Origin of the sequence: Rhodococcus sp. 008 (assembly GCF_001682295.1) — a bacterium.
In the GTDB taxonomy this organism is placed as follows: domain Bacteria; phylum Actinomycetota; class Actinomycetes; order Mycobacteriales; family Mycobacteriaceae; genus Rhodococcus_F; species Rhodococcus_F qingshengii.
In genome coordinates this window covers 3,286,167-3,309,305 of record NZ_CP012749.1, presented here as the reverse complement: position 1 = coordinate 3,309,305, position 23,139 = coordinate 3,286,167, and the positions used below count along the sequence as shown (strand labels likewise).

The 23,139-nt window shown below is 62.5% G+C and carries 20 protein-coding genes and 1 riboswitch; of the genes, 9 read left to right on the top strand and 11 right to left on the bottom strand.

The window, feature by feature from the left end; genetic code table 11:
- Positions 1-62 precede the first annotated feature (62 nt).
- Complete coding sequence (locus tag AOT96_RS15390; RefSeq protein WP_065351972.1) at positions 63-1,367, top strand: HNH endonuclease signature motif containing protein; 1,305 nt, start codon at positions 63-65, stop codon at positions 1,365-1,367.
- Between the two features lie 85 nt (positions 1,368-1,452).
- Here AOT96_RS15390 and AOT96_RS15385 read toward each other — a convergent pair whose 3' ends face one another.
- The gene (locus tag AOT96_RS15385) at positions 1,453-3,600 is read right to left on the bottom strand and encodes a glycosyltransferase family 39 protein (protein WP_065351971.1); all 2,148 of its coding nucleotides are present in this window, start codon (positions 3,598-3,600) and stop codon (positions 1,453-1,455) included.
- Complete coding sequence (locus AOT96_RS15380) at positions 3,597-4,838, bottom strand: glycosyltransferase (protein ID WP_007734387.1); 1,242 nt, start codon at positions 4,836-4,838, stop codon at positions 3,597-3,599. The genes AOT96_RS15385 and AOT96_RS15380 overlap by 4 nt, the downstream gene beginning before the upstream one ends.
- An 87-nt stretch (positions 4,839-4,925) precedes the next feature.
- Here AOT96_RS15380 and AOT96_RS15375 point away from each other — a divergent pair, with 87 nt between their 5' ends.
- The 3 genes from AOT96_RS15375 (at position 4,926) to AOT96_RS15365 (ending at position 7,281) form a co-directional block, all read left to right on the top strand.
- Positions 4,926-5,354: an HIT family protein gene (locus AOT96_RS15375; RefSeq protein WP_042449536.1), complete on the top strand. Its 429-nt coding sequence runs from the start codon at positions 4,926-4,928 to the stop codon at positions 5,352-5,354.
- Positions 5,355-5,592: 238 nt separating this feature from the next.
- A complete protein-coding gene (locus tag AOT96_RS15370) occupies positions 5,593-6,228 on the top strand; it encodes a ScbR family autoregulator-binding transcription factor (protein WP_007734383.1) in 636 nt (211 codons plus the stop codon).
- Between the two features lie 156 nt (positions 6,229-6,384).
- Entirely contained in the window at positions 6,385-7,281 is an 897-nt protein-coding gene (locus AOT96_RS15365; protein ID WP_007734380.1) for a serine hydrolase, read from the top strand.
- A gap of 71 nt (positions 7,282-7,352) precedes the next feature.
- Here the strand turns inward: AOT96_RS15365 and AOT96_RS15360 are convergent, their stop codons facing one another.
- The 7 genes from AOT96_RS15360 to AOT96_RS15330 all read right to left on the bottom strand — a co-directional run bounded on the left by AOT96_RS15360 (position 7,353) and on the right by AOT96_RS15330 (position 15,517).
- Positions 7,353-8,972 carry a PucR family transcriptional regulator gene (locus tag AOT96_RS15360; protein WP_058039306.1) on the bottom strand — a complete coding sequence of 540 codons (1,620 nt, stop codon included), beginning with the start codon at positions 8,970-8,972 and terminating at the stop codon, positions 7,353-7,355.
- Positions 8,973-9,019: 47 nt separating this feature from the next.
- Complete coding sequence (gene menC / locus AOT96_RS15355) at positions 9,020-10,135, bottom strand: o-succinylbenzoate synthase (protein ID WP_065351970.1); 1,116 nt, start codon at positions 10,133-10,135, stop codon at positions 9,020-9,022.
- Positions 10,132-11,004 (bottom strand): GNAT family N-acetyltransferase, encoded by an 873-nt coding sequence (locus AOT96_RS15350; protein WP_042449804.1) that lies wholly within the window; start codon positions 11,002-11,004, stop codon positions 10,132-10,134. Before AOT96_RS15350 ends, menC begins: the two co-directional genes overlap by 4 nt.
- A 68-nt stretch (positions 11,005-11,072) precedes the next feature.
- Positions 11,073-12,167: a M20 family metallopeptidase gene (locus tag AOT96_RS15345; protein WP_007734375.1), complete on the bottom strand. Its 1,095-nt coding sequence runs from the start codon at positions 12,165-12,167 to the stop codon at positions 11,073-11,075.
- Between the two features lie 143 nt (positions 12,168-12,310).
- The gene (locus AOT96_RS15340; protein ID WP_007734374.1) at positions 12,311-13,168 is read right to left on the bottom strand and encodes a tryptophan 2,3-dioxygenase; all 858 of its coding nucleotides are present in this window, start codon (positions 13,166-13,168) and stop codon (positions 12,311-12,313) included.
- A gap of 14 nt (positions 13,169-13,182) precedes the next feature.
- Positions 13,183-14,463 carry an MFS transporter gene (locus AOT96_RS15335; protein ID WP_037132270.1) on the bottom strand — a complete coding sequence of 427 codons (1,281 nt, stop codon included), beginning with the start codon at positions 14,461-14,463 and terminating at the stop codon, positions 13,183-13,185.
- A 208-nt stretch (positions 14,464-14,671) separates the two neighbouring features.
- Entirely contained in the window at positions 14,672-15,517 is an 846-nt protein-coding gene (locus AOT96_RS15330) for a M55 family metallopeptidase (RefSeq protein ID WP_007734371.1), read from the bottom strand.
- A gap of 203 nt (positions 15,518-15,720) precedes the next feature.
- Here AOT96_RS15330 and AOT96_RS15325 point away from each other — a divergent pair, with 203 nt between their 5' ends.
- Positions 15,721-17,196 (top strand): amidohydrolase family protein, encoded by a 1,476-nt coding sequence (locus tag AOT96_RS15325; RefSeq protein ID WP_007734370.1) that lies wholly within the window; start codon positions 15,721-15,723, stop codon positions 17,194-17,196.
- 47 nt (positions 17,197-17,243) lie between these two features.
- The gene (locus AOT96_RS15320) at positions 17,244-18,554 is read left to right on the top strand and encodes an alanine racemase (protein ID WP_065351969.1); all 1,311 of its coding nucleotides are present in this window, start codon (positions 17,244-17,246) and stop codon (positions 18,552-18,554) included.
- A 24-nt stretch (positions 18,555-18,578) separates the two neighbouring features.
- On the opposite strand, the gene AOT96_RS15315 is transcribed toward AOT96_RS15320, so the two are convergent.
- Positions 18,579-20,030, bottom strand: coding sequence for a sensor histidine kinase (locus AOT96_RS15315; protein WP_003945873.1), 1,452 nt, complete (start codon positions 20,028-20,030; stop codon positions 18,579-18,581).
- Complete coding sequence (locus AOT96_RS15310; RefSeq protein ID WP_007734368.1) at positions 20,027-20,743, bottom strand: response regulator transcription factor; 717 nt, start codon at positions 20,741-20,743, stop codon at positions 20,027-20,029. Before AOT96_RS15310 ends, AOT96_RS15315 begins: the two co-directional genes overlap by 4 nt.
- Before the next feature lie 164 nt (positions 20,744-20,907).
- Between AOT96_RS15310 and AOT96_RS15305 the strand changes: the two genes are divergently transcribed.
- From AOT96_RS15305 to AOT96_RS15295, 3 genes are all read left to right on the top strand, one after another.
- Positions 20,908-21,408 (top strand): hypothetical protein, encoded by a 501-nt coding sequence (locus AOT96_RS15305; protein ID WP_063314994.1) that lies wholly within the window; start codon positions 20,908-20,910, stop codon positions 21,406-21,408.
- Positions 21,395-22,666 (top strand): hypothetical protein, encoded by a 1,272-nt coding sequence (locus AOT96_RS15300; protein WP_042920408.1) that lies wholly within the window; start codon positions 21,395-21,397, stop codon positions 22,664-22,666. Before AOT96_RS15305 ends, AOT96_RS15300 begins: the two co-directional genes overlap by 14 nt.
- 43 nt (positions 22,667-22,709) lie before the next feature.
- A riboswitch (guanidine-III (ykkC-III) riboswitch) is annotated at positions 22,710-22,775 on the top strand.
- Positions 22,776-22,789: 14 nt separating this feature from the next.
- On the top strand, positions 22,790-23,104 hold the full coding sequence (locus tag AOT96_RS15295; RefSeq protein ID WP_007734365.1) for a DMT family transporter: 315 nt from the start codon (positions 22,790-22,792) through the stop codon (positions 23,102-23,104).
- Positions 23,105-23,139: the final 35 nt, after the last annotated feature.

The following is a 23,139-nucleotide window of genomic DNA, read 5'->3' as shown; positions in this document are numbered from 1 at the left end:
AAATCGACCCTTGACCCGAACGTATGTTCGAGTATGATTTGGGCAGGGGATCGGGGGATTCAATGAGTGTCTTGTTGTCGGATGTGGTGTCTGGTTCTGCGGTGGAGTTACGCGGACGCCTGTGGCGGTTGACTGCTGCCGAGTTGCGCGCTGCTGCTGTCGAGGCGAGTGCGGAGATTCTGCGCCTGGAAGCCGTTCGAGTGGCTGTGGTCGACGAACTCTCGTTGCGCCCGGATGATCAGGTGATCGCCAGCCGCGGGACGGGTGCGTGGTTGGCGGCCAACACCATGCTGCAGGTTCGGGACGGGAAGAAGATCGCCGCATTGGGTGCGGCTTTGCGGCCGTTTCCGGCGGTGGCTGCTCGGTTCGATGGCGGGGACTGCTCCTTCGATCATGCCGTGTTGATCGTGGCGTTCTGCGAGTCACCACCGAAGGGCATGCCAGACGCCGCGCTCCCTCGCTGTATCGACCTACTGCTTGCGGCTGCGTCGGGTGTGGAGGCGACGACGACGAAGGTGCGGAACGTGATCGCGACCTTGGAGCGGTTGTTCGAATCGGATGAGATTCCACCCGCCGAAGATGTCGACCGGAACGAGTTGCGGATCGCGTCGACATTGAACGGTCGGGTGGTGGTGCGTGGGGATTTCGACGCCCTCACCGGTGAAATGTTGTTGTCGGCGTTGTCGAATCTGACGATGCCCACCCCGGCACCCGATGGAACCCCGGATGCTCGGTCGACGGCGAAGCGCACGGCGGACGGGTTCACCGAACTGATCCGCCGTTACCTGGACTGCGCGAAAACCGGTACCGATGGTGGCCAACGCCCGCACGTGAACGTGCACATCAACGCGCGTGATCTCGCTGAGCACCGTGACTGCGCCGCAACACCCTCCACTGCTGATGGTGAAGAGTCTCAGTCGGATCTCGATGTCGGGCACATGCCCTGGCTCGGACCACTGTCCGTGTCGCAGACCAGACTCCTCGGCTGTGATTGTTTCCTGTCCACCGTCCTGCTCGACAGTCACGGCGCGCCGTTGGATGCGCAACCAGGAAAACGATTGGTCACCGCCGAACAGCGAGTGGCGTTGATCGCCCGGGACAGAGGCTGCGCGTTCCCCGGCTGCACATGTGTACCGGCCTGGACTGATGCGCACCATATCCGGCACTGGGCGAACGGCGGCCCGACGGTGATGAACAACCTGGTCCTGCTGTGCCGTTCGCACCACCGGCTGATGCACCGCAAATCCGGGTTCGTCGGGAAATGGGAAATCCGCATCGGCGCCGACAACAAACCCTGGTTCATCCCACCACCCTCGATCGACCCCGGCCAGCAACCGCGGCCGGCGAACACCACCTTCAAAACCTGAGGACGAACCTCAGGCATACAACTTCACGCCAGGTCCGCATCGGAGGAAGCACCTCCGATGCGGACCTGGCGTGCGTTCATTATGGTCAGCCTGCAACCGTCAAGTCGTAGAGGGTTACTCCGTCCACCGTTGTGGCGGTGAAGTTTTCGGTCACCCACGTCGAGATAGCGGTAGCGGTGCCTTCGGCGTTCATACCGCCACCCATCCCACCGCCGGCGATGAAGAAGTGAATCTTGCCCTCTGCCACGTACTGCTGGAACTGCGCGAGCGTCGGCGACGGATCGCTCCCGTTGAACCCTCCGATAGCCATGACCGGTGACTGCGTCGCAAGCTGATAACCCGATGCGCTGTTGGACCCGATTGCCGCGGCTACCCACGTGAACTGGTCGGAGTTCTCTTCGAGTGTGGACACAACAGCGGCTCCCGGCGTGCTGCCCTGCAGTAGACCACCGGCACCGCCTCCCATTGCGCCCCGCGTTCCGTCGGTGGTCGGCGTGGTACCGCCCGGAACTGTTGCACCACCGGGCATCTGACCCATTCCTACAGGGGGCGTGCCCGGCATTCCGGTCCCAGCCCCGTCAGTCCGACGGTTACCGCCATCAGCCGTGCCACCGAATCCACCGAAGCCTCCGCGGCCACCGCCGGGCCCACCCATTCCACCTTCGACGCTCGGTCCGGCCGAAACTATGGAACCGGTATGCGGAGTGTTGATCGTGTCGATCGCGTATGCAGTCGGACCTGCCAGACCGGTGAAGATCGCTGCGAGAATCACTGCCACAGCCAATCGACCTCGCGTCACTGCCGGAATCAGCACTGCCACGGCACTGACGATGCCGACCACCAGAATGGTCCAGCGAAGCCACGGTACGAACGTAGGCGAGCGTCCGAGCAGTACCCACGCCATCGCGACGGTTGCGGCCAAGGACACCGCCAGAATGATGCGAACCCAGAGGACGTCACGATGACGCCACGCCACTACCGATCCTGAACCGATCAGTGCGGCGATCGCCGGCGCCAGCGCAACGGTGTAGTAGGCGTGGAAGATTCCCGCCATGAAACTGAAGGTCAGTCCGGTCACCAACAGCCAGAGCCCCCAGACGATGAATGACGCACGCTGTGTGTCAGCGCGGGGTGCCTTGCCTCGCAGCACGATTCCAGCCACCAGAAGTATCAGTGCAGCAGGAATCAACCAGGCGATCTGTCCGCCCTGGGCCGATTCGAACAGTCGGGTAATGCCGGTACTCCCCCACATACCACCGCCGGCCCCACCACCTGGTGCCATACCTCCCCCGGCCATACCACCTGCGGCCTCGCCCATGCCGGGGAAACCGCCCGCAGCAGCGCCGGCCGCAGCATCACCAGCACCGCGCATTCCGCCGCCGCCGACGCTTCCGGTCTCGTTGCCGCTCAAGCGTCCGAGCCCGTTGTAGCCGAGCGTCAGTTCGAGAATCGAATTGTTCTGTGAACCACCGATCCACGGACGCGAGTCGGCCGGCCACAGTTCGACGATTGCCAACCACCCTCCGGCGGAGACGATCAGTCCGCCCAGTGCCGCGAACAGTTGGAGTACGCGCTTACCCAGTTTCGGCGGTCCGGCGATCAGATAGGTGAGCGCCAGCGGTGGAACCACCAACATGACCTGTAATTGCTTTGTCAGGAAACCGAATCCGCAGAAGATACCGACCAACACGAGCCAGCGGGTGCGGCCGTCCTGCACGGCGCGCATCATCGCCCACACTGCTGCGATCATCAGGAGCACCAGCAGAGCATCCGGGTTGTTGAACCGGAACATCAGCGCCGCTACGGGTGTGAGCGCAAGTACCAGGCCCGCGAGGAGGCCGGCGGCCGCACCGAAATACCGTCGAACCGTTCCCCACAACAGTGCAACCGATCCGACCCCGAGGAGTGCCTGCGGCACCAACATCGCCCAGGAATTGAGTCCGAAGATGCGAACCGACAGCGACATCAACCACAGGGACATGGGCGGCTTGTCGACGGTGATCGAGTTTGCAGCGTCCGAGGAGCCGAAGAAGAAAGCCTTCCACGACACCGAACCTGCCTGTACCGCAGCGGCATAGAACGAGTTGGCCCATCCGGACGCACCCAGGCCCCAGATGTAGGCGACTCCGGTGCCCACCAACAACACTCCCAGTGCCCACGGTTCCCAGCGCACCTGACGTTGCGGTTCCGGCGCCGGCAGCGGCGCGGCGAGTGTCTCTGCAGTGGCGGTCATCGATTGGCTCCTACGGATTGTGCGGTGCGAAACACCCAGCGCAGTGCGATGAATCGACTGACTGTGGCAACAAGATTGGCGATGACGAGTACGGCAAGCTCCACGTGCTTGGAAGCGTCGGGCGCCATGACGTCGAGCACGAACAACGATCCGCTGGTGAGCAGTAGACCGAACCCGAACACGAGCAGGCCCTGCATCTGGTGACGAGCGGATCCTTCCGACCCTCGGATCCCGAAGGTGAAGGCCCGGTTGGCGGCGGTGTTGAATACCGCGGTCACCAGCAATGCGACGGCGTTGGCCCACTGCGCACCCATGATCGAGTGCAGAGCGAGGTAGAGCAGCGCGTACGCGAGCGTCGAAATGACTCCCACCACGGCAAAGCGTGAGAGCTGCCCGACCATTCCTCGTGGAACTCCGGGAACCAACGGTTCACGTCCGAAACTTGCCCTGAGCTCGGCCAATGGAAGGGAACCGGTAGACAGTGCTCGCCCGACACGGACCACACCTTTGAGGTCGGCAACTGCCGTGGCGATGATGTCCACCCGACTGTCCGGGTCGTCCACCCAGTCGACAGGGACCTCGTGAATCCGCATGCCCGCTCGCTCGGCCAGCACCAGCAATTCGGTATCGAAGAACCACCCGGTGTCCTCCACCAGCGGAAGTAGTTGCCGTGCAACATCGACGCGCATGGCTTTGAATCCGCACTGGGCGTCGGAGAAGCGAGCATGCAGTGCGCTTCGGAGGATGAGGTTGTAGCTACGTGAGATGAACTCACGCTTGGGGCCGCGCACCACGCGGGACGATCGTGCCAGCCGGGAACCGATGGCGATGTCCGAGTGTCCGGAGAGCAACGGAGCAATCAACGGCATCAGGGCGTTGAGGTCGGTCGAGAGGTCGACGTCCATGTACGCGACCACGTCGGCATCGGAGTCGCTCCATACCTGCCGCAATGCTCGACCACGACCCTTCGCATCCAGGTGGACGACCCGGACGTCGTCGAATTCTTCGGCGAGGGAACGGGCGAGTGCCAACGTGCCGTCGACACTGGCGTTGTCCGCGATGGTAATTCGTGCAGAGAATGGCACCTGCGTGCGTAAATGCCGGCGCAGGCGCCGCACGCACGTCTCGAGGCCTGCCTCTTCGTTGTATACCGGGACGACCACGTCCAGCACTACAGTCGTCGCGGAGACCTCCTCTGCGTCCGTGCTGCCCGCGGTCTGCATGGCTTCTGTCGTCATGCGTCCTAGATTTGTCGGGCCGGCTCCGACGAACCTGCGTCCAGCCTGGGAGTTTCCTGGCAACCGGACGCGGGCTAATCTCGGGGTATGCCTTCAGTCTTCAGTGCCATCATCAACGGGGATCTACCAGGACGTTTCGTGTGGGAGGACGAGGACGTCGTCGCGTTCTTGACCATCGCGCCGGTAACGCAGGGCCACGTGCTTGTGGTTCCGCGAGCCGAGGTCGATCAGTGGCAGGACGTGGATCCTGAACTCTTTGCCAAGGTCACCGCTGTTGCCCGCAACCTCGGCCAAGCCGTGCGGAAGGCGTTCGACGCGCCTCGGTCGGGTCTCCTCATCGCAGGTCTGGAAGTTCCGCATCTTCACGTTCATGTTTTCCCCGCATACGACATGGGGAACTTCGACATCAGTGGCGCCGACACCTCGCCGTCACCCGAATCTCTCGACGAGGCACAGACCAAACTCAAGTCGGCGCTACGCGACCTCGGCTTCGAGGCAACTGTCTCGACTCGTTGATCGCATACCTTCGACCGAATTTCGCTGGCCGATAACTGGACTCCCCGCCGCAGCCTCCAACGGAGGTTGCGGCGGTCGCATTTGTCGCTCCTACCGACCGTGACCTGCGATTGCACACCGAACAGTCCGTTTCGCGCTGTCGCGCGAGCACGAGATTCGCTGCTACCGTGGGTCGCTGGTCCGGGACCTAGGGCCCTAAAACTGGTTCACGTGTTAACAGTCGGAGGACAAGGGAGCAATGCAGGAACGTGCCAAGATCAGTCGCCGACAGATTCTTCAAGGTGCTGCTGATCGGTTCGAAGTCACGGGGTACGGCAGCACGAGCATGAATGACATCGTGTCCGCGGCGCAGATGACCAAGGGCGCGGTCTATTTTCACTTCTCGTCCAAAGACGAACTGGCTCAGGCGGTGATCGAAGAACAGCACCAGATCTCGATCAGTGCCTTCACCGCAGTTGCAGCCACAGGCGCACCGGCACTGGAACAGCTCGTCATGGTGTGCCACGAGATGGGCCGCCAACTCGTCGCAGAGCCTATTGTTCGTGCGGGAATCCGACTTACCCTCGAGTTGGCCTCTGCCGACGGTTCGCAAGGCCCGTACGTCGCGTGGATCCGCGAGCTTCGAAAACTGGCCGAGGCCGCGAAGCTCGAAGGCGACATCCGCGACGATGTGGAGCCGGAATCGGTGGGTCGCGTGGTGATCTCGGCATTCACCGGCGTTCAACTGGTTTCGAACGTTCTCACCAGACGAAGCGATTTGAACGACCGTATCGACGAATTGTTCACCCTCCTGTTGGCAGGCGTGGTCTCCGACAAGCGACGCAGCGCCGTCGCCGAACTGGTCGGATGTCGCCTCGAAACTTATGCGTCCTGATCCGGAGAACACCCCGACGCCCGGATGATTCGGCGCAACAGCACCGAACCGTGCGCCAACCTTCGTCGATTCGTACAAGACCCCCCGTCGTCGACTCACTATCGTCAGATCCACGAATAACCCAGATACATGGATACCGACGAAAGGGCTTCTCGAATGACCGAAACCGCCACGTACGTTGAGAGCGCACAGCAGGAGATCGCTGCTGTACTCGCCGAAGCGAAGACCGATGCCTACGTCCACGCACGCGACATCGATTCCGGCGAAGAGTTCGGCTACGGCGCGGACGAAGGTGTCATCCTCGCCTCCGTTTTCAAGATTCCTGTTGTGCTTCAGTACGCCCGTGAAGTAGCGGCAGGCACCCTTGATCCGACCGAGCACGCCACGGTGACCGCCGAGTTCCGCTCCGGCGGCATCGGTATCGGCGGCTGCGCCGACGACGTGACTGCAAGCTGGCGAGACCTCGCTCTGCTCATGATGAGCTTCAGCGACAACGCCGCCACGGATTTCTTGTACGAGCGTCTCGGACTCGACAACATCGTCGCAACGCTGCGCGGGCTCGGTTTGGAGAAGACCAACTTGGTCCGTGACTGCCGAGGCCTCTTCAAGACGGTCTACGACGACCTCGGCGTCGACAAGGGCACCTTGCTGGAAATGCCCCCCATCGAAATTCTTCGGACAATTTCCGTCATGGATCCCGCCCGCTCCAATTCCAGTACTCCTCGTGAGATCACAATGTTGCTGGCTGCAATCTGGAGGGACGAAGCCGGCCCCGCATCGGCTTGTGAAGAGGTCCGAACCATCATGAGCAAGCAGGTCTGGCCGCACCGCCTTTCGTCCGGTTTCCCCGACGAGGTCACTGTCGCCGCCAAGACCGGAACGCTGGGACTGGTACGAAACGAAGCCGGCGTCGTGGCGTACCCGGACGGCAAGCGTTACGCCGTCGGTGTCTTCACCAAGTCCCACGAGCTCACCCACCGCGCCCCGAAGATCGACGCCTCCATCGGAACCGTCGGCCGCATCGCTGTCGAAGCACTTCGCAACAACAGCTGATCCGAACCCACTGACAAAGAATGCGGGTCGCGCTGAGAAATCAGTGCGACCCGCATTTTTCGGCTTTCGAGCTAGCGTGGACCGCGCAGACGAAGATGCACCATCAACCGGAAGCGGACGTTGGGGTCGTCGAGATCCAACGCGGCCATACCCTTCAACTTGCTGAGGCGATACCGAAAGGTGTTGGGGTGCACGTGCAATGACGCCGCGGCGTCACCGACATCACCGAACGCGTTGAGCCACGCATCGAGAGTGTCCACGAACGAGGTCGCATGAGCGGCGTCGTGGCTGGCGATCGCCTCGATCGGTCCGAGGTCCGAGAACCCTTCGGCTGCAGCTTCCGACGCGATCTCCAACAGGATGGCATCGACGTGGACGCTACTGAAGGTGGCGACGCTGCCCGACGCTCGTCCCGCCAACAACACTTCGAGGGCATGTTCGGCGTCGCGCTTCGATCGGCTCAGCTGCGCCGGTCTGGTCACGACCCGGCCGATCCCGATGATCGTGTCGCCGGACGCTCCGGTGCGGTCCAGGAAGTCCGAGGCCACACGGAACGCCTGCAACTCGGCTTCGGCCGGGGAATGCCCTCGTACAGACAGCACCGCGTAGCCGGTTCCGTTGACCAAGGCTGCCGCCGACTGCGAGTGGACGGCGCCGAGGTGCATGGCCAGAGCGTCGGTCAGTCGCACCACGTGGGCGGCATCGTCCGGCTTCGACGATCCCTCGAAAGACCTACGACCCAAAGCCATCACGAGTGCGGGGCCGGTCCCGAGACCGAGGCGATTCATCGCGTCGACCGCACCTGACCCACCGTCGAGAAGGGTTGCGATCAGGTCTGCGCGCAGTCGGCGCTCGGCGTCGGCACCGCCGCGCAACCGCAACATCTGCAGCGCGATCAACCCGGCAGAATCGCGCAACGCACGCATACGGTCGTCGGACATCGGCTCACCGGTTGCCACCCACATGGAGCCGAGGAACTCGTCGCCGGCTCTGATGGACACGGCGATACGACCCATTTTGGTACCGAGGGTCTCGGCCGAGACCCACACCGGATCGTCGCTGCGATAGAGCCGGTCGAAGACCCCGGCCTCTTCGAGCACTCGAATGTACTGGTCAGGAACTTGCCGCTCCAGAACGGTCGCGATACGTGGACCGTCTCCTTCTTCCTGGCGGCCGGAGAAGGCGATGACCCGTGAGCTTCGGTCCTCGATCGTGATCGGCGCATCGAGAAGTGCGCTGACAGCGTTGGCGAAGGCGAACAGATCGCCGGCCGGGCCACCTCCGCGTGAGTGGATGTGCCCGACTTCGTTTCGGGCCGAGAGCACCGAATGAAGCAGGCTTGTCAGCTGAACCCACGAGACTCCACGCGCCAAGGCCAACAGCACGACGCCCGAGGCGATGACGGATTCGCGGTCCGCATCGCTGACCTCGGCGGTCACTCGCGCGACCACCACGCGTACTCCGCGCTCGGCCAGGCCGGCCACGGACTCCGCGATACGTTCGCCTCCGGTGACGCCGACGAGCAGCACCATGGAGTCCGGTGTCGAGGGTGAGTCGTCGTCGGGGTCGTGAATGACCACCGAGGCGATCTCCTGGACCGCCTCCGGGTCGCCGACAACCGGATTCAGCACCGTAGTTCCCACGTCTTCGAGAAGCCGCACCAAACTGATGCGAGGTCGTACGGTGCCCACGTCTATCACTCCTTCGTCCGGTGAACGAAGTGTGTCATAGTGATTCGTCAAAGCCGATCCATGCCGATCCATTCGACCGACGTGGTAATTACTTCGAGCAGGTCGGGGATCGGTTCGACGCCGATACCCGGTCCTTCCGGAACCTTCACGTAACCGTTGTCGAGTACGAACGGCTCGGTGATGTCTTCGGCGAAGTACCGGTCGGAAGCCGATGTATCGCCTGGTAGGACAAATCCGGGGAGCGCGGCAAGCGCGACGTTGGCGGCCCTGCCGATTCCGGTCTCGAGCATTCCGCCGCACCACACGGCAATTCCGTTGGCCTTGCAGACGTCGTGGATACGACGCGATTCCAGATAACCGCCCACACGTCCCGGTTTGATGTTCACCACGCTGCACGCACCGATTGCCAGCGCGTCGGCGGTGACCTTCGCGGAGGTGATCGACTCGTCGAGGCAGACCGGCGTCCGCATCATCTCGGCCAGCCTGGCGTGGCCGCGCAGTTCCTCTTCGGGAAGCGGCTGCTCGATCAGCAGGAGGTCGAAGTCGTCGAGCCGCTGGAGATGGCGGGCGTCAGCCAGGGTGTACGCGGTGTTCGCGTCGACCTGGAGGAGTACGTCGTCGCCGAACCTCTCGCGGACTGCGCGAACCGGCTCGATGTCCCAGCCCGGTTCGATCTTCAGTTTGATGCGCAGGTATCCGGCATCGAGGAACCCGCCTACCTCCTCTAGCAGCTCATCGATCGAATTCTTGATACCCACCGAGACACCCGCGGGTACGCGATCGACCACCGCGCCCAGGTACGAAGACATGCTCGTCCCGGCAGCCCGTAACTCGGCGTCGAGAAATGCGGTTTCCAGTGCCGCTTTGGCCATGGGGTGCCCGGCGAACTGTTCCATCGTCGCGCTCAGTGCGTGCACGTCGGGATCGGTGAGTTGACCCAGAGACGGAATCAGGAACCTACGAAGGACTTCGGCGGCGCCGTCCGTGTATTCGGAGCAGTAGCGAGGCTCGGACATCGCCACGCACTCGCCCCAGCCCTCCGACTCCGAGGTGACTACCTTGACGAACAACACGTCCTTGGTGGTCTCGGTGCCGAACGAGGTACGGAACGGCGCTTTCAACGGCATTGCCGCCCGGCGTAATTCAACTCCGTCGATCTTCACGATGTAACCTCCGCTGTTGTCCTGCCTGCCTGTGTTCCCGGCGCACGGTCCAGCACGTACTTTCCGGTTCTGGTAACTGCGAGAACCACTCCGTTCTCGGCGAGCACACCACCGAGAGTCTCGCGGACTGCCAGGCGCCAGTCGTTCGCCGCCGCCGGGTCCGACTTACGCAGTGTGTACACGTCATTCGGTGTAGCCACCGTGACGAATCGATTTTTGGTCGACTTCAACACGGGCAGGCCGGCTTCGGAGACGGACAGCAGTTCGCTCGCCCCCAAGGACTCGGGAGTCGGGACTTCTCCCGAACCGGCGACGACGTCGGCAACCTTGCTACTACCGATTTCCCAGTCGATCAGCAATCGGTCGCTGTCTGCGCCGCCGTTGAGACTGTCGTTCATCGGCGCGTAGAAACGCGGCAGATACTGGATCGGGAACGCACCGAGTTTCGAGACGTTGAAGTAGGCATTGCGTGCGACGAGCGGGTCGAAAGTCCACCGCACGTGGAGAATTCCCCGTTCCAGTGCCCACGCTCGCTGGAACAGTTTCAACGCGAGGCCGATGTGCCCGTTCTGCACGTTCGGGAGGATCCCCGTGATGTGTGAATGCAAAGAACGATGTTGCGGTTCCTCGAAGAATGCAACCGAGCCGCCGATCAAGTCTCCACCACGAAACGCGCCGGCGACGTAGTTACCGGAGTGTGCGAGCGCTTTCATCATGTCCCGATGGACGGGAGGGTTACCGCTCTCCGGCTGCCATACCTTCTCGAACAGACCGAATACCTGTTCCAACTCGGCATGCCCGGTGACGGTTTCGATAGTCACACATGCAAGCAGGGCGGCCTGCTCGGCCTGGCTGATTGCTTGCCGCATCCGTGAAGGCGATACACCTCCGAATGGTTGAACGGTCTTGCGTTGGACATTGTTCGGCGACGTCATAGTCACAGTCCTCCCTCCAGGATTCGAGTCACCAGACCGGCCAACAAGGTGGCGCGCGGGATCATCTGATCTATCTCTACGTGTTCTGTCGCTGCGTGGGCGCCACCGCCGACGGCACCGAGGCCGTCCAACGTGGGAGTTCCTACTGCGGCAGTGAAATTTCCGTCCGATGCACCGCCGACGGCGCAGTCGCGCAGCATCCCCAAACCGCTCTCACTGCTGACCTGGTGAGCGAGAAAGTACAGCTTCTCCGAAGACGCTGATTCCAGTGGCCCACGGTTGGGTCCTCCGGATACCGAAATTCGGCTTTCGGCCAGCGCCGGTGTCAGTGCACGGATCGAACGGTCGATGCGTTCCTGTTCCTTCGCGGACCACATTCGAACGTCACACCACAGTTGTGCTTGCGCTGCAACGGTATTGGTGGTCGTGCCGCCACTGATCACGGACGGAACCACCGACGTTCCCGCCGCCGGGTCCGCGAGCTCCACCACGGCCTGAATCTGGTGTGCGAGCTCCACTACAGCGTTCACACCTCGTTCGGGTTCCAGTCCGGCGTGTGCAGCGCGTCCCTCGATGTCGACGCAGTACAGCGACATACCCTTGCGCGCGGTCTTCACTGCGCCGTCGGCTGCGGCTTCGAGGACCAGCACCGCGTCGACCTGACGTGCTTGCTCCTCGATCAGTGCGCGCGAGGTCGGGGAGCCGATTTCCTCGTCGGAATTGAGGAGCACGACCACCCCGTCGAGCGACGGAAGCGATGCGAGCGCGTGGAAGAGCTGGACGATGCCGGCCTTCATGTCGAAGACTCCGGGTCCGGTGGCGATGTTGTCGGTGACAGACCAGGGCAACTCCGCGAGCGTTCCGAGCGGCCAGACGGTGTCGAAATGGCCCAGGAGCATCACCTTCGGCTCCGCGCCGAACGACCAACGCAAGTGCTGGCGCCCGTCGATGCGGATACGTTCGGGGGTGCTTCCGAGGTGGCGTTCGCCGATTTCGGCCACCACGTCCGCACATGCATCGACTGCGCCGAGATCGGAACTGGGCGACTCGGCGGTTACCAACGCCGCCAGGTCTGCCACCATTGATTTCTTGTCCACTCCGACGCTCTCCTGTCACCGACTTGCAACTTCGCAGTCAAGCTTGGTCGAAGCGACCCTGTCGGATCTTGTCCAAGACTCCTGTCCTTCGGGCTCGGATTCGTCGTGTGTCACGAACAGCTGGGTGTCATCAAGCAGGTGTGTCAGGTACCGATCTCTGTTCGGGCGGCAAACAGCTCGGGAAAGAAGCTCAACTCCAGCGCACGTTGCAGGAAGCCGGCACCACCACTCGAACCGCCGGTCCCCTTCTTCATGCCGATCACCCGCAGCACGGTCCGAAGGTGCCGGAACCGCCACAGCTGAAAGCTCTCCTCGAGGTCGACCAACTCCTCGAACGCCTCGTACGCCGTCCAGTGCTGTTCGACGTTCTCGTAGATTACTTTGACCAGCGGAATCAGTTCGTCGTTTCGCACGTAGGGCGCGCTGACGTCTCGTTCGAGAGCCGACGCCGGAACGTCGTACCCCTGCCTGGACAGGTACCGCCAGAACTCGTCGTACAGTGTCGGCTCCCCGAGCAGGGTCTCCAACAATCGATGGGCGGACGGATCCGATTCGAACACCTTCAGCATGCCCGCGTTCTTGTTTCCGAGCACGAATTCCACGGCGCGGTACTGGTACGACTGGAACCCCGATGAGTTGCCGAGAACGCCCCTGAACTCCGCATACTCCGCCGGCGTCAGTGTCGCCAACACCGACCACTGCTCGGTCAAGGTGGCCTGAATATGTTTGACACGTGCGATCCGCTTGAACGCAACCCGAATATCGTCGGCAGCGATCGCTGCTCTGGCCGCCCGAATCTCGTGGAGAAACAGCTTGAGCCACAACTCGCTGGTCTGGTGCTGAATGATGAACAAGAGTTCGTCGTGGTGTTCCGGCTCGCTCACCGGGTGCTGCGAATCCAGGAGGGTGTCGAGTCCGAGGTAGGCCCCGTAACTCATCTTCCCGGAAAAATCGGTGACGACGTCGTCTTCGATCTTTCGTGTGCCGTCCGTTGCCGACATCTTCGGTCTCCTTGTCAGAATTTCGCCGGGGTCTGAGGAACGATCATGGCCACCAATGCGGCAGCGCTCGTCGCTCCGACCAGGACTCCGAATGCAGCCATGTACGAGAACTGGTCCACCATCCATCCCATCACGAGCGGGGTGATGAAACCGGCGAACTGACCACAACCGTTGATCAAACCCATTCCGGAACCGAGGAATTCGGCCGGAAGTGCCCGCAACGGCATCGCGAAGATCGACATCGAACACAGACCGCTGATGCCTAGAGCCAACGTCTCGTAGAACGTGAACATCGCGACGGTGTCAGCGGTGGTCATCAGGAACAAAAGGACTGCCGACGTGGCCATACACGGAACCAGAAGGATCCTGGCCCGGTCGTGGAAGTACTTGTCCACCAACCGCCCGCCCACAATCGTGGCCAGCGCCGTGACGATGAAGGGGATTGCGGCAAAGATTCCCGTGTCGATCAGCGAGAGTCCCTTGTCGTTGAGCAGATAACTCGGCACCCAGGTCATCAGCCCGTACGCGGACATGTTGGCCAGGCAGAACAGAATCGCGAACTTCCACACCGACGCGGACTTGAACACCGCGGCGCGAGAGTGCTCGCTCGCCAGAGGTTGCAAGGCTGCCTCGGGATCTTCCGAGATTTCCGTGTCCAGCGGTGCGGGCAGCACCAACCACACCACCGTGCCGATCACTGCGCCGACGATCGCCACCAGCCAGAACGCGTCACGCCACCCCACGGCCATGAGGACCGGCGCGATGATCAGCGGTGCGATGCCGGGGCCGAGGTTGTTGGCGCCGAGCATGAAACCCATCGCGGTCGCCCTGGTTTTCGGACGCGTCCGCTCAGCCAAAGCCTTGAACGACGCCGCTGGAAAGAGCCCCTGGCTGATGCCGAACATCGCACGCATGACCATCAGCGAGACGAGACCCCACGCGAACCCTGTCAACGCTGTGAACACCGACCACAGGATCAAAGCAACGATCAACAGGGGCCTGGGTCCGAAGCGGTCGGCCAACATTCCGCCGGGGACCTGCCCGAGCATGTAGAAGATCGCGAATACCGAGACCACGCCACCCAACTGCGTACTGCTGAGCGAGAATTCGTCGCCGATCATCGGAAGCGCAAGCCCGATCATGACGCGATCCACCATGTCGATCAACCAGATGGTACTGAGCAGCCCCACCGTAACGGTGGTCGTACGACGAATCGACCTGTTGTCCATCATATTTCGAACCGGACCGTCGCTCGCCCGCGACGGTCCTTCCACTGTGACGCGTTCCGCCTTCATCAAACCTCCCGAATTGTCTTGTGCCGCATGGACTGGAACATTGAAAAGACTGATGAAGTGTGACAGCGAACACGTCTACCGCATTGGTCCGTTTCACCAATAGCCGAAGCAACGTTTGGTCGGTCGGAACATGTTCTGCCCCAAGAGATGACAAATGCCGCCGGCGCACACGGCGTCGGCGGCATTTCGCGATGGAGTCGCTACTTCACTACGTGCGATTGGCGACTGCCACGATCGTCGAGACGCCTGCGGCTGCAAGCCGGGCATTGACAGTGATCAGACCGAGAATGTCGTCGACGCTGCCGAGTGTGTGCGAAATCGTACGATCCGAAATCCGTCGCGAGCCGGGAACAGCCTCGGCGAGTTCAGCTCCCGTGGTGGTGGGGTGAACGATCTCGAGGGTCCATTCGTCACGCAGCTCGACCGGCTTCAGTGTGTCGGCCTTACGCACTGCGCGCTCGGCTCCTGCTCGGATCTGCTCGCACGCCAGCGACGGCGGCAGCGAATTGGTTGCCGACCATCCATGTGCCTTCTTGACCTCGACGGTCTCGGTTGTCGGCGAGGCCGCGTCGACCAAGCCGCAGATGATGTCGTCACCCGTCACCAGGCCGACGGGAACGCCCTGGGTGGCAGCGTAGAGGGTGTTGACGTCGGTCTCCGAGACGGACTTGCCGTCGAGGCGGACGTCGGCGAACAAGCTCGAGAACGTGTGCGCCAGGACGCCGGGCCCACCGGCTGGTGCGTGATAGCCGACAAACAGAGCGACGTCGTGATCGGACGTCAGTCCCTCCGCCATGCACTGCATCTTCGGTGTTCCGAAGATCAGACGCGCCCGTGGATCCAGGTCGGCGTGAAGCAGATTGTCCATCGTTCCGTGGCTGTCGTTGACCAGGACGCTCGTCGCACCGGCGTCGAACGCACCGGCGATCGCGGCATTGGTCTCGGCGGTCATGAGCATCTGCGCACGGTGGTAGCCGCCACCGCCGCGGATCGTCTGATCGAGCGTCGCGATACCCGCGATACCCTCCATGTCCACCGAAATATAGACGTGCATTCCTGTCCTCCATCGATCTCAATCGGCTGAATTGATAACTTCGCTTTCACCTTCACACTCGAGCGCATCCGTTTCTTGTCCGCTCGAACGGTGAGTCGGCCTCCATTTGGGACGTTCACACCAGAATCCGATACCCGAGCCGTGAAACCATCGGGACATTCGCCGGGCCAGGCGGTTCGACCAACGACAGGAGTGCAGCGCTGATGCAGGTCCACGACATCGTGTTCACCGGCGGCCGCGTCGTCGATCCCGCATCGGGGACCGACGAGGTTCGGGGCATCGCGATCACCGACGGCAAGGTCTCGGCGTGGGGTCGCGACGCGATCGAAGCCCGGCAGACGATCGACGTGACCGGTCAGGTCATCTGCCCCGGATTCATCGACCTGCACAGCCACGGACAGGAAATCGCCGAGCAGCGACTTCAGGCATTGGACGGAGTCACGACGGCCCTCGAACTGGAAGCCGGCGTCATTCCTGTTGCAAAGGCATATGCCCGGGCCGGCGCCGAGGGCCGCCCGATCAACTACGGCTACGCGACGTCGTGGGCGCACGCCCGAATGATCGAACTCTCAGGGGCCGATCCCGACGGCGACATCAGAACGCTCCTGCACCATCTCGGTTCCCCGAGCTGGCAGGGCGAGCCCACCGCCTCTCAGCGCGCCCACATTCTCGAACTCCTCGAAAACGATCTGGCCGCAGGCGCTCTCGGCATCGGCGTGGTGGTCGGGTACGCGCCGAAATCCGATCCGGTGGAGTACCTACAGGTGGCGGATCTCGCGGCCCGAGCCGGTGTTCCCACCTATACCCATGCGCGCCCGCTCATCTCGGCCGATCCGTCGAGCCCGGTGGATGGTGCCGTCGAAATCGCCCGTGCAGCAGCTGAAACCGGCGCACACATGCACTACTGCCACGTCAACAGCACCTCGGGAATGCACGTCGACCACGCGCTGTCGGTGGTGGCACAGGTTCAGGCAGCCGGATCGCGCGTCACGACGGAGGCGTATCCGTACGGTTCCGGGTCGACGGCCGTCGGAGCTGCGTTTCTCGATCCCGACAAGCTGCACCTGATGAATCTGACACCACGGTCGCTGACATTCGTACCCACCGGTGAACGTATCGCGGACCGCAAGCAGCTGGAACATCTTCGGGCCACCGACCCCGGTGGGTTGGTGCTGGTGGAGTTCCTCGACGAGAACGACACCGTGCAGCGCGAATTCCTCGAACGGGCGATGACTTTCGATCGCGCCGCCATCGCGAGCGACGCGATGCCACTGACCTGGCCCGGCCGTTCGCCTGCCGACTCATTGCAGTGGCCACTGCCGAAGAAGGCACTCGGCCACCCCCGCGGCGCCGGCACCTACGCACGTGCGATTCGTACGCTGTACCGCGAGCGTCGGCTGCTGTCGCTGTCGGAGATCATCGCGCGCTGCTCGTTGATCCCAGCGCAGATTCTGGAGGAGTCGGTTCCCTCGATGGCGACGAAAGGCCGGATCAGCCCCGGTAGCGACGCGGACATCCTCGTTTTCGACCCCGAGCGAATCACCGACAACGCCACGTACATCGACGGCACCCGCCCCTCCACCGGTATCAGCCGCGTGCTGGTCGGCGGAGTACCCGTCGTCGAAGACGGTGTCGTGGTCCAGGACGCGTTGCCTGGTCGCCCGGTACGCCGCTCGTAGCCGGATCTCATTCTGACCTGCATAGTTCTGACAGAAAGTCACCACACATGAACACATCGTCTGCAATCAACGGCACAATCGATGCCATGACGGATTTCGCGAACCCCCCGATCGGTTGGCAGCACAAGGCCTTCGGCACCGACCTCGAAGGTCGCGACGGTTCCGACCTCGAGCCGCTGGGGATCTCGGCACTCGACGGCAACCTCCTGCTACCCGTGATGACACTCAACCGTGCAGCGATCGCGCACAATGTCGACCTCATGGCGCAGTTCTGCTCCGACCACGATGTGGATCTGGCGCCTCACGCGAAGACCACGATGAGCCCCGAACTGGTTCGACGGCAACTCGACGCCGGGGCTTGGGCGATGACGGCGGCAACCGTTGCGCAGGCACGCATTCTGCGTGAGTTCGGTGTGGACACCATCATCATCGCCAGCCAGGTTCTCGATCCCGCCGGTATTCGGTGGATCTGCGACGCCCAGGCCACCGACCCCGATTTCTTCGTCACCACCCTCGTGGACTCGGTCGAGAGCGTCCGCCTGATGGAACAGTTGATCGCGAAAGTCTCACCGGCCAGCCGTATCCGGGTTCTCGTCGAACTCGGCTACGACAGCGGACGCGCGGGCGCTCGCACTGTCGAGCAAGCACTCGACGTCGCACGCGCAGCATCGCAGGCATCTTCGTTGATACTCACCGGAGTCGAGGGGTTCGAGGGCATGATGCCCGGAGCCTCGGTAGCAGCCCGCCGTATCTCCGTCGATTCGTATCTCAAATCCGCGCGGGTTTTCACGGAAATCTGTGTGGCCGAGAACCTGTTCGAGAACAACTCCGCGAAGGCTCCCCAGCCACTGGTCACTTTCGGCGGCAGTGCGTTTCACGATCTCGTTGTGCGCGAACTGGCCGGACGGTGGGCACTCGACAACGGTGTACGCATCGTGCTGCGCAGCGGTTGCTATATCACCCATGATCACGGTCTCTATGCCGAAACTTCGCCGTGGGCTGACGGTCCGCGAACTCTGCAGGGAGCCGCAGAGGTCTGGGGTGTAGTGCTCTCCATACCTGAACCCGGACGGGTGATCCTGGGCTTCGGCCGCCGCGATGTCGGTTCCGACGCAGGCTTTCCCATCGTCCTGTGGCGCCGACGCGACGGATCCAACCGATCAGCACGAGAGCTGACGATCACCGCACTCAACGACCAGCACGCGTACGTCGACGTTCCGGCTGACTTCGACGTGAAGGTCGGCGATCTGCTCGGTTGCGGAATCTCGCATCCCTGCACCACATTCGACAAGTGGTCACTGATTCCCGAGGTCGATTCGGATTACCGCGTCGTCGGTACGGTGCACACCTACTTCTGAGGGGCCGGTTGCGGTAATCCGGCGTCAGTCGTCCTTCGGGTCACGCGGCAATTCGACGCGGAACGTCGTCCCCTGCCCGAGGGAGGTCTCGACGCTGACGGTTCCGTCGTGCGCTGCAACCAAAGCCGAAACGATGGACAGGCCGAGACCGGCGCCCCCGGTCTCACGGGTGCGAGAGGTGTCGGCGCGGTAGAAACGCTCGAAGATCCGCGCGGCATCCTCGTCACTCAAACCCTGACCGGTATCCGAAACCTCGACCACCGCGGAGTTCTCGGTCGTACCGACACGAACGGTGACCTGCGCATCCGGCGGCGTGTGTTTGATCGCGTTGCCCACCAGATTGGCAACTACCTGACGCAGTCTGGCCTCGTCACCATGCACTTCGGGCAGGCCTGGGCCGCCGGTCATCTGAAGTTCGACAGTTCGATCCGGTGCGATCGCTCGTGCCGCCTGTACCGAATCCGCCGCAACTGCAAGCAGATCCACAGGCTTGTTCTCGAGTGGACGCTGTTCGTCGAGTCTTGCCAGCATGAGCAGATCTTCGACCAGAAGTCCCATCCTCGACGCCTCGCCCTCGATCCGGTTCATCAGCGTTTCCGTATCAGTCATGGCGCCTTGGCGATACAACTCGGCGAACCCACGAATAGTCGTCAAGGGTGTGCGCAACTCGTGGCTCGCGTCGCCGACAAACCTACGCATCTTCTCCTCGGAACGCCGGGCCGATTCCTCCGAAGCCTCGGTCGCGGCAAATGCGTGCTGAATCTGCGCGAGCATTCCGTTGAGCGCCACGGACAGTCGACCGACCTCGGTGCGGTCATCGCGCTCCGGAACACGTCGATGAAGGTCGCCGGCGGCAATGGCAGCGGCAGTTTCCTCCACCTCGACAAGCGGACGGAGGCTCCGACGAACCACGAAATACGCTGCGCCGCCGAGGATCAGCAGGACAACGAGGCCGATGCCGAGTTGCAGGCCGACCAAGTCGTCGACGGTCTGCTCGTTATCCGTCAGTCGCACACCGATAGTCGTGGTCGTGCCGTCGCGGACCGTCGTGAGAACCCGCCAGTTCACGTCCGAACCGTCGCTCGATCCGACGGTGATCGGGCCGTTGGTGGAATCTTTCGACAGGTCGGGTTCGGTCGTCGTCGACTTGTCGTTCAGAATGATCACCCGTCCGTCCGGGGTCACGGTCCGAACGAAGAAGGGGCTGGGTGGGCGGGTGCCCGGGCCGACGTCACTGGGCGGCTGCAGGTCTCTGCTGTGCGGCTTTGCCCAACCGTCGACCGCTTCGTACAGCGTTTTGTCGGTTCGCTGGGTCAGTGAATTCTCGAGAGCAGAAGTGACCGCTACACCCGACGCCAACAGACCCAGCGCGGCCAACACCAGCAAGGCCGCAACCAGGGTGAAGCGCAGCGGCAGTGAATGGAGACGGAAACGACCCCGCTTCGGAAGCTGATCGTTTTCCGCGGCGGCGATCATTGCCGCGGTTCACGCATCACGTAGCCGACCCCACGCAATGTGTGAATCAGCGGTGTCTCCCCCGTGTCCACCTTGCGCCGCAGGTAGGAAACGTAGGACTCGACAACTCCGACCTCCCCACCGAAGTCGTAATTCCAGACGTGGTCGAGAATCCGCGGTTTGCTGAGAACCGTCCCGGCGTTGACCATGAAGTATCGGAGCAGTGTGAACTCGGTGGGCGAGAGTGCAACCAACTCGCCCTTCTTCCAGACCTCGCGGGTGTCGTCGTCGAGTTCGATGTCGGCGAACTTCACCCGCGGCGACTGCTCCGGCGCGACACCGCGACCGGCGCGGCGCAGGATGACCCGCAACCGCGTCACGACTTCTTCGAGGCTGAACGGCTTGGTCACGTAGTCGTCCGCGCCGAGGGTCAGGCCGCTGATCTTGTCGTCGAGCGAATCCTTCGCCGTCAGAAACAGGACCGGCGCGTCCACACCGTCGGCGCGCAGGCGTCGAAGCAGACCGAAGCCGTCCATCCCGGGCATCATGACGTCGAGAACGATCGCGTCGGGACGGAATGTCCGTGCGACGTCCAGGCCTTGGGCGCCGCTCGAAGCAGTTGCCACCTCGAAACCCTGGAATCGGAGGCTCACGGAGAGCAACTCCACGATGGTGGGTTCGTCGTCGACAACGAGGATGCGGGCTTCGGGGGTCTTGTCGGTCACGAGAACCATCTTCTCCCCTGCCACTGGATTCCCGCTGTATGTTCCCTGGGAGCTTCCTGTGAACGGCCGAGTGCATGTGATGGACTAGGTACAGGTGAAAAGCCGGGTGCAGGTGAAAAGCCGGGTGCAGCTGAAAAGCTGGGGTGCAGGCCCACGAATCGGAAGGATGCGGCATGTCACTACCCCCACTGTGGAACATGGAGTGCTTGACCTGGCGTATTCCTCTGTTCACCAACAACTCCGATACCGGCGAGGATCCCGGCTTCGCGCCACCGGAGTCTTGGGCACAGGCCCTCGCAGGTGTTGCCCAAGATCTGCGTTGCCTGCGATTCGGACCTGAAGTTGTTGTCGACCGTTTGATCTGGGAATTTTCGATCAACAGCGACTACAACGTCACGATCGGCTGGCAAGGCACACGTGACATCAGCGGATTCAGCTACTTCAACGCACTGTCGATGGAGACTGCATTCGCGGACGCTGCGGTGTGGGTCGCCGACGCAGTTCAGACAAATTTGGCCGGCTACGACTTCGTTCAGTGGCCGAGTCGAGGACGCCATCTGCTGGTTCCTCGACTTCGAGACGGGGAACCGGTGTGGATTGATCCGCACGGCGATGTGACGATAAGTCGTATAGGCGAGTTGTGCAAAAATTCGACGAATTATGCAGCAACGTAGCCCAGTTCAAATCGCTCAGCTCTACGGTCCTGTGGCGTCCGCGCTGGTCGGCGGTGTGGTGGCCGCGTACGCAGTGGCCGAGTCCCGAGTTGACGACTTCTCCTTCTCCGACGCCGGCGTTATCTCGGTGGTGATCACGCCGCAGTGGGCGGGAGCAACTGCCGCGGTGGTTGCGGCCGTCGGCGTAGCGCTACTGCATCGCTGGGGACGTGGCGGTCTCGCGAGTGTCTTCGCTGTAGTCGGCGCCCTCGCCATCGCGCTACCTGCATTCGTCCCCGTCTCCGCCCAGATTTCGGTGACTCTGAACGCAATCGGAGCAGGCGCTTTCCTCGCGGCAGCGGCATTTCCGACGAAGGGTCACCGCGGAGCACAAACCGCTCTCGGACTCGGCGTAACCACGACGACCCTGTACTTCGGCGCAGCGGACTTATGGCGCGATCGCGTCCCCAGGTGGTCGCTCACACTTCCGGGCGATTCCTACCCCGTGCCGTCCACGGTTCCCGTCTGGATTCTGCTCGCCGCAACTCTTCTCGTGGGTGGAGTCGCCGCACTCGCACGACCGAATCAGGAGCCGGGCGACATCGACGCACGCCTGGTGAAGCTGGGAGTTGTTCTGCCCCTGGTATTCACGGCTCTCTATGTGTGGTTGGGCTCGACGACATCACCTGGGTCATGGGTGATCGCGGTGGTATCGGCGGTTGCCGTTACCGTCGCACTGGCTTGGCGGTTGCCGCCACACGACGGTCGTTTCGTACTCGTCGGACTGGCAGTCAGCGCGGTTTCGGTCAGCTCGATTTCCTTTCCATCCGACTGGACCTGGGCGATGCCCGCGGGAGCTGCTGCCCTGGCGTTGGGCGTCGTCGTCGGCTGGAGAAGACCGATGCCGCAACTCGGGCTGGGACTCCTTGCCGTGACTGCACTCTCGGGATTGCTGGATGCCGCCCCGACCACGGTTGCCTACGTCCTCATCCTCCCGCTTGCGCTGGGACTGGCCGTCACGTCATGCATGCCTGTTGCCGTCGAAGCAGTCTCGAGCGGGGCGATGCTGCCCGTCGCTTTCACGTTGTTCTCGGTTTCACCGACCTTCTTGGACCCGGGCTCGCGGGAATTCGGGTGGTCTACCGGTGTGCTCGTCGAACACGGACCGGCCGCCGTGAACACGCCGATTCCTCTGACTGTTCTCGCTGCGACGGCGACGATCGTGGTGTCCGTGTCGACCATCCATCTGAAGAGAGTTCGAACGGCGGTGGTGACCTAAATCGCCAGCTGATCGGGGCGGAACGCAGAATTCTGTTGCTATGGTTGGGTGGTCAACGACGACATCCGGACGAGCGCACCGTACCCGGCCAGCGAAAAGACGGTGCCTTGGGAGTTGTTCACCATGGCATGGATCGTGCTCGTCATTTCCGGACTTTTCGAAGCTGTCTGGGCTACCGCACTCGGTAAGTCCGACGGATTCAGCAAGATGTCGCCCACCATCGTCTTCGTCCTCGGCCTGATCGTCAGTATGGCCGGCCTCGCGTATGCAATGCGTACCCTTCCCATCGGGACTTCCTACGCGATCTGGGTCGGCATCGGCGCCGCCCTGACTGTGGGATATGCGATGATCACCGGCGCGGAGTCCACGTCGATCGTCAAGATACTGCTGATCCTGGGCATCGTCGGCTGTGTCGTTGGTCTGAAGGTCCTTCACTGACCGGCGATCCTGGTGAGTGTTTGTGTGTTACCGGT

Coding starts and splice junctions, on each gene's coding strand:
- AOT96_RS15385 (WP_065351971.1), bottom strand. CDS start 3,600: ATGACCGCCACTGCAGAGACACTCGCCGCGCCGCTGCCGGCGCCGGAA.
- AOT96_RS15370 (WP_007734383.1), top strand. CDS start 5,593: ATGCAGGAACGTGCCAAGATCAGTCGCCGACAGATTCTTCAAGGTGCT.
- AOT96_RS15305 (WP_063314994.1), top strand. CDS start 20,908: ATGTCACTACCCCCACTGTGGAACATGGAGTGCTTGACCTGGCGTATT.
- AOT96_RS15310 (WP_007734368.1), bottom strand. CDS start 20,743: ATGGTTCTCGTGACCGACAAGACCCCCGAAGCCCGCATCCTCGTTGTC.
- AOT96_RS15340 (WP_007734374.1), bottom strand. CDS start 13,168: ATGTCGGCAACGGACGGCACACGAAAGATCGAAGACGACGTCGTCACC.
- AOT96_RS15330 (WP_007734371.1), bottom strand. CDS start 15,517: ATGCACGTCTATATTTCGGTGGACATGGAGGGTATCGCGGGTATCGCG.
- AOT96_RS15380 (WP_007734387.1), bottom strand. CDS start 4,838: ATGACGACAGAAGCCATGCAGACCGCGGGCAGCACGGACGCAGAGGAG.
- AOT96_RS15300 (WP_042920408.1), top strand. CDS start 21,395: ATGCAGCAACGTAGCCCAGTTCAAATCGCTCAGCTCTACGGTCCTGTG.
- AOT96_RS15350 (WP_042449804.1), bottom strand. CDS start 11,004: ATGCGGCAAGCAATCAGCCAGGCCGAGCAGGCCGCCCTGCTTGCATGT.
- AOT96_RS15325 (WP_007734370.1), top strand. CDS start 15,721: ATGCAGGTCCACGACATCGTGTTCACCGGCGGCCGCGTCGTCGATCCC.
- AOT96_RS15375 (WP_042449536.1), top strand. CDS start 4,926: ATGCCTTCAGTCTTCAGTGCCATCATCAACGGGGATCTACCAGGACGT.
- AOT96_RS15390 (WP_065351972.1), top strand. CDS start 63: ATGAGTGTCTTGTTGTCGGATGTGGTGTCTGGTTCTGCGGTGGAGTTA.
- AOT96_RS15320 (WP_065351969.1), top strand. CDS start 17,244: ATGAACACATCGTCTGCAATCAACGGCACAATCGATGCCATGACGGAT.
- AOT96_RS15335 (WP_037132270.1), bottom strand. CDS start 14,463: ATGAAGGCGGAACGCGTCACAGTGGAAGGACCGTCGCGGGCGAGCGAC.
- AOT96_RS15365 (WP_007734380.1), top strand. CDS start 6,385: ATGACCGAAACCGCCACGTACGTTGAGAGCGCACAGCAGGAGATCGCT.
- AOT96_RS15315 (WP_003945873.1), bottom strand. CDS start 20,030: ATGATCGCCGCCGCGGAAAACGATCAGCTTCCGAAGCGGGGTCGTTTC.
- AOT96_RS15295 (WP_007734365.1), top strand. CDS start 22,790: ATGGCATGGATCGTGCTCGTCATTTCCGGACTTTTCGAAGCTGTCTGG.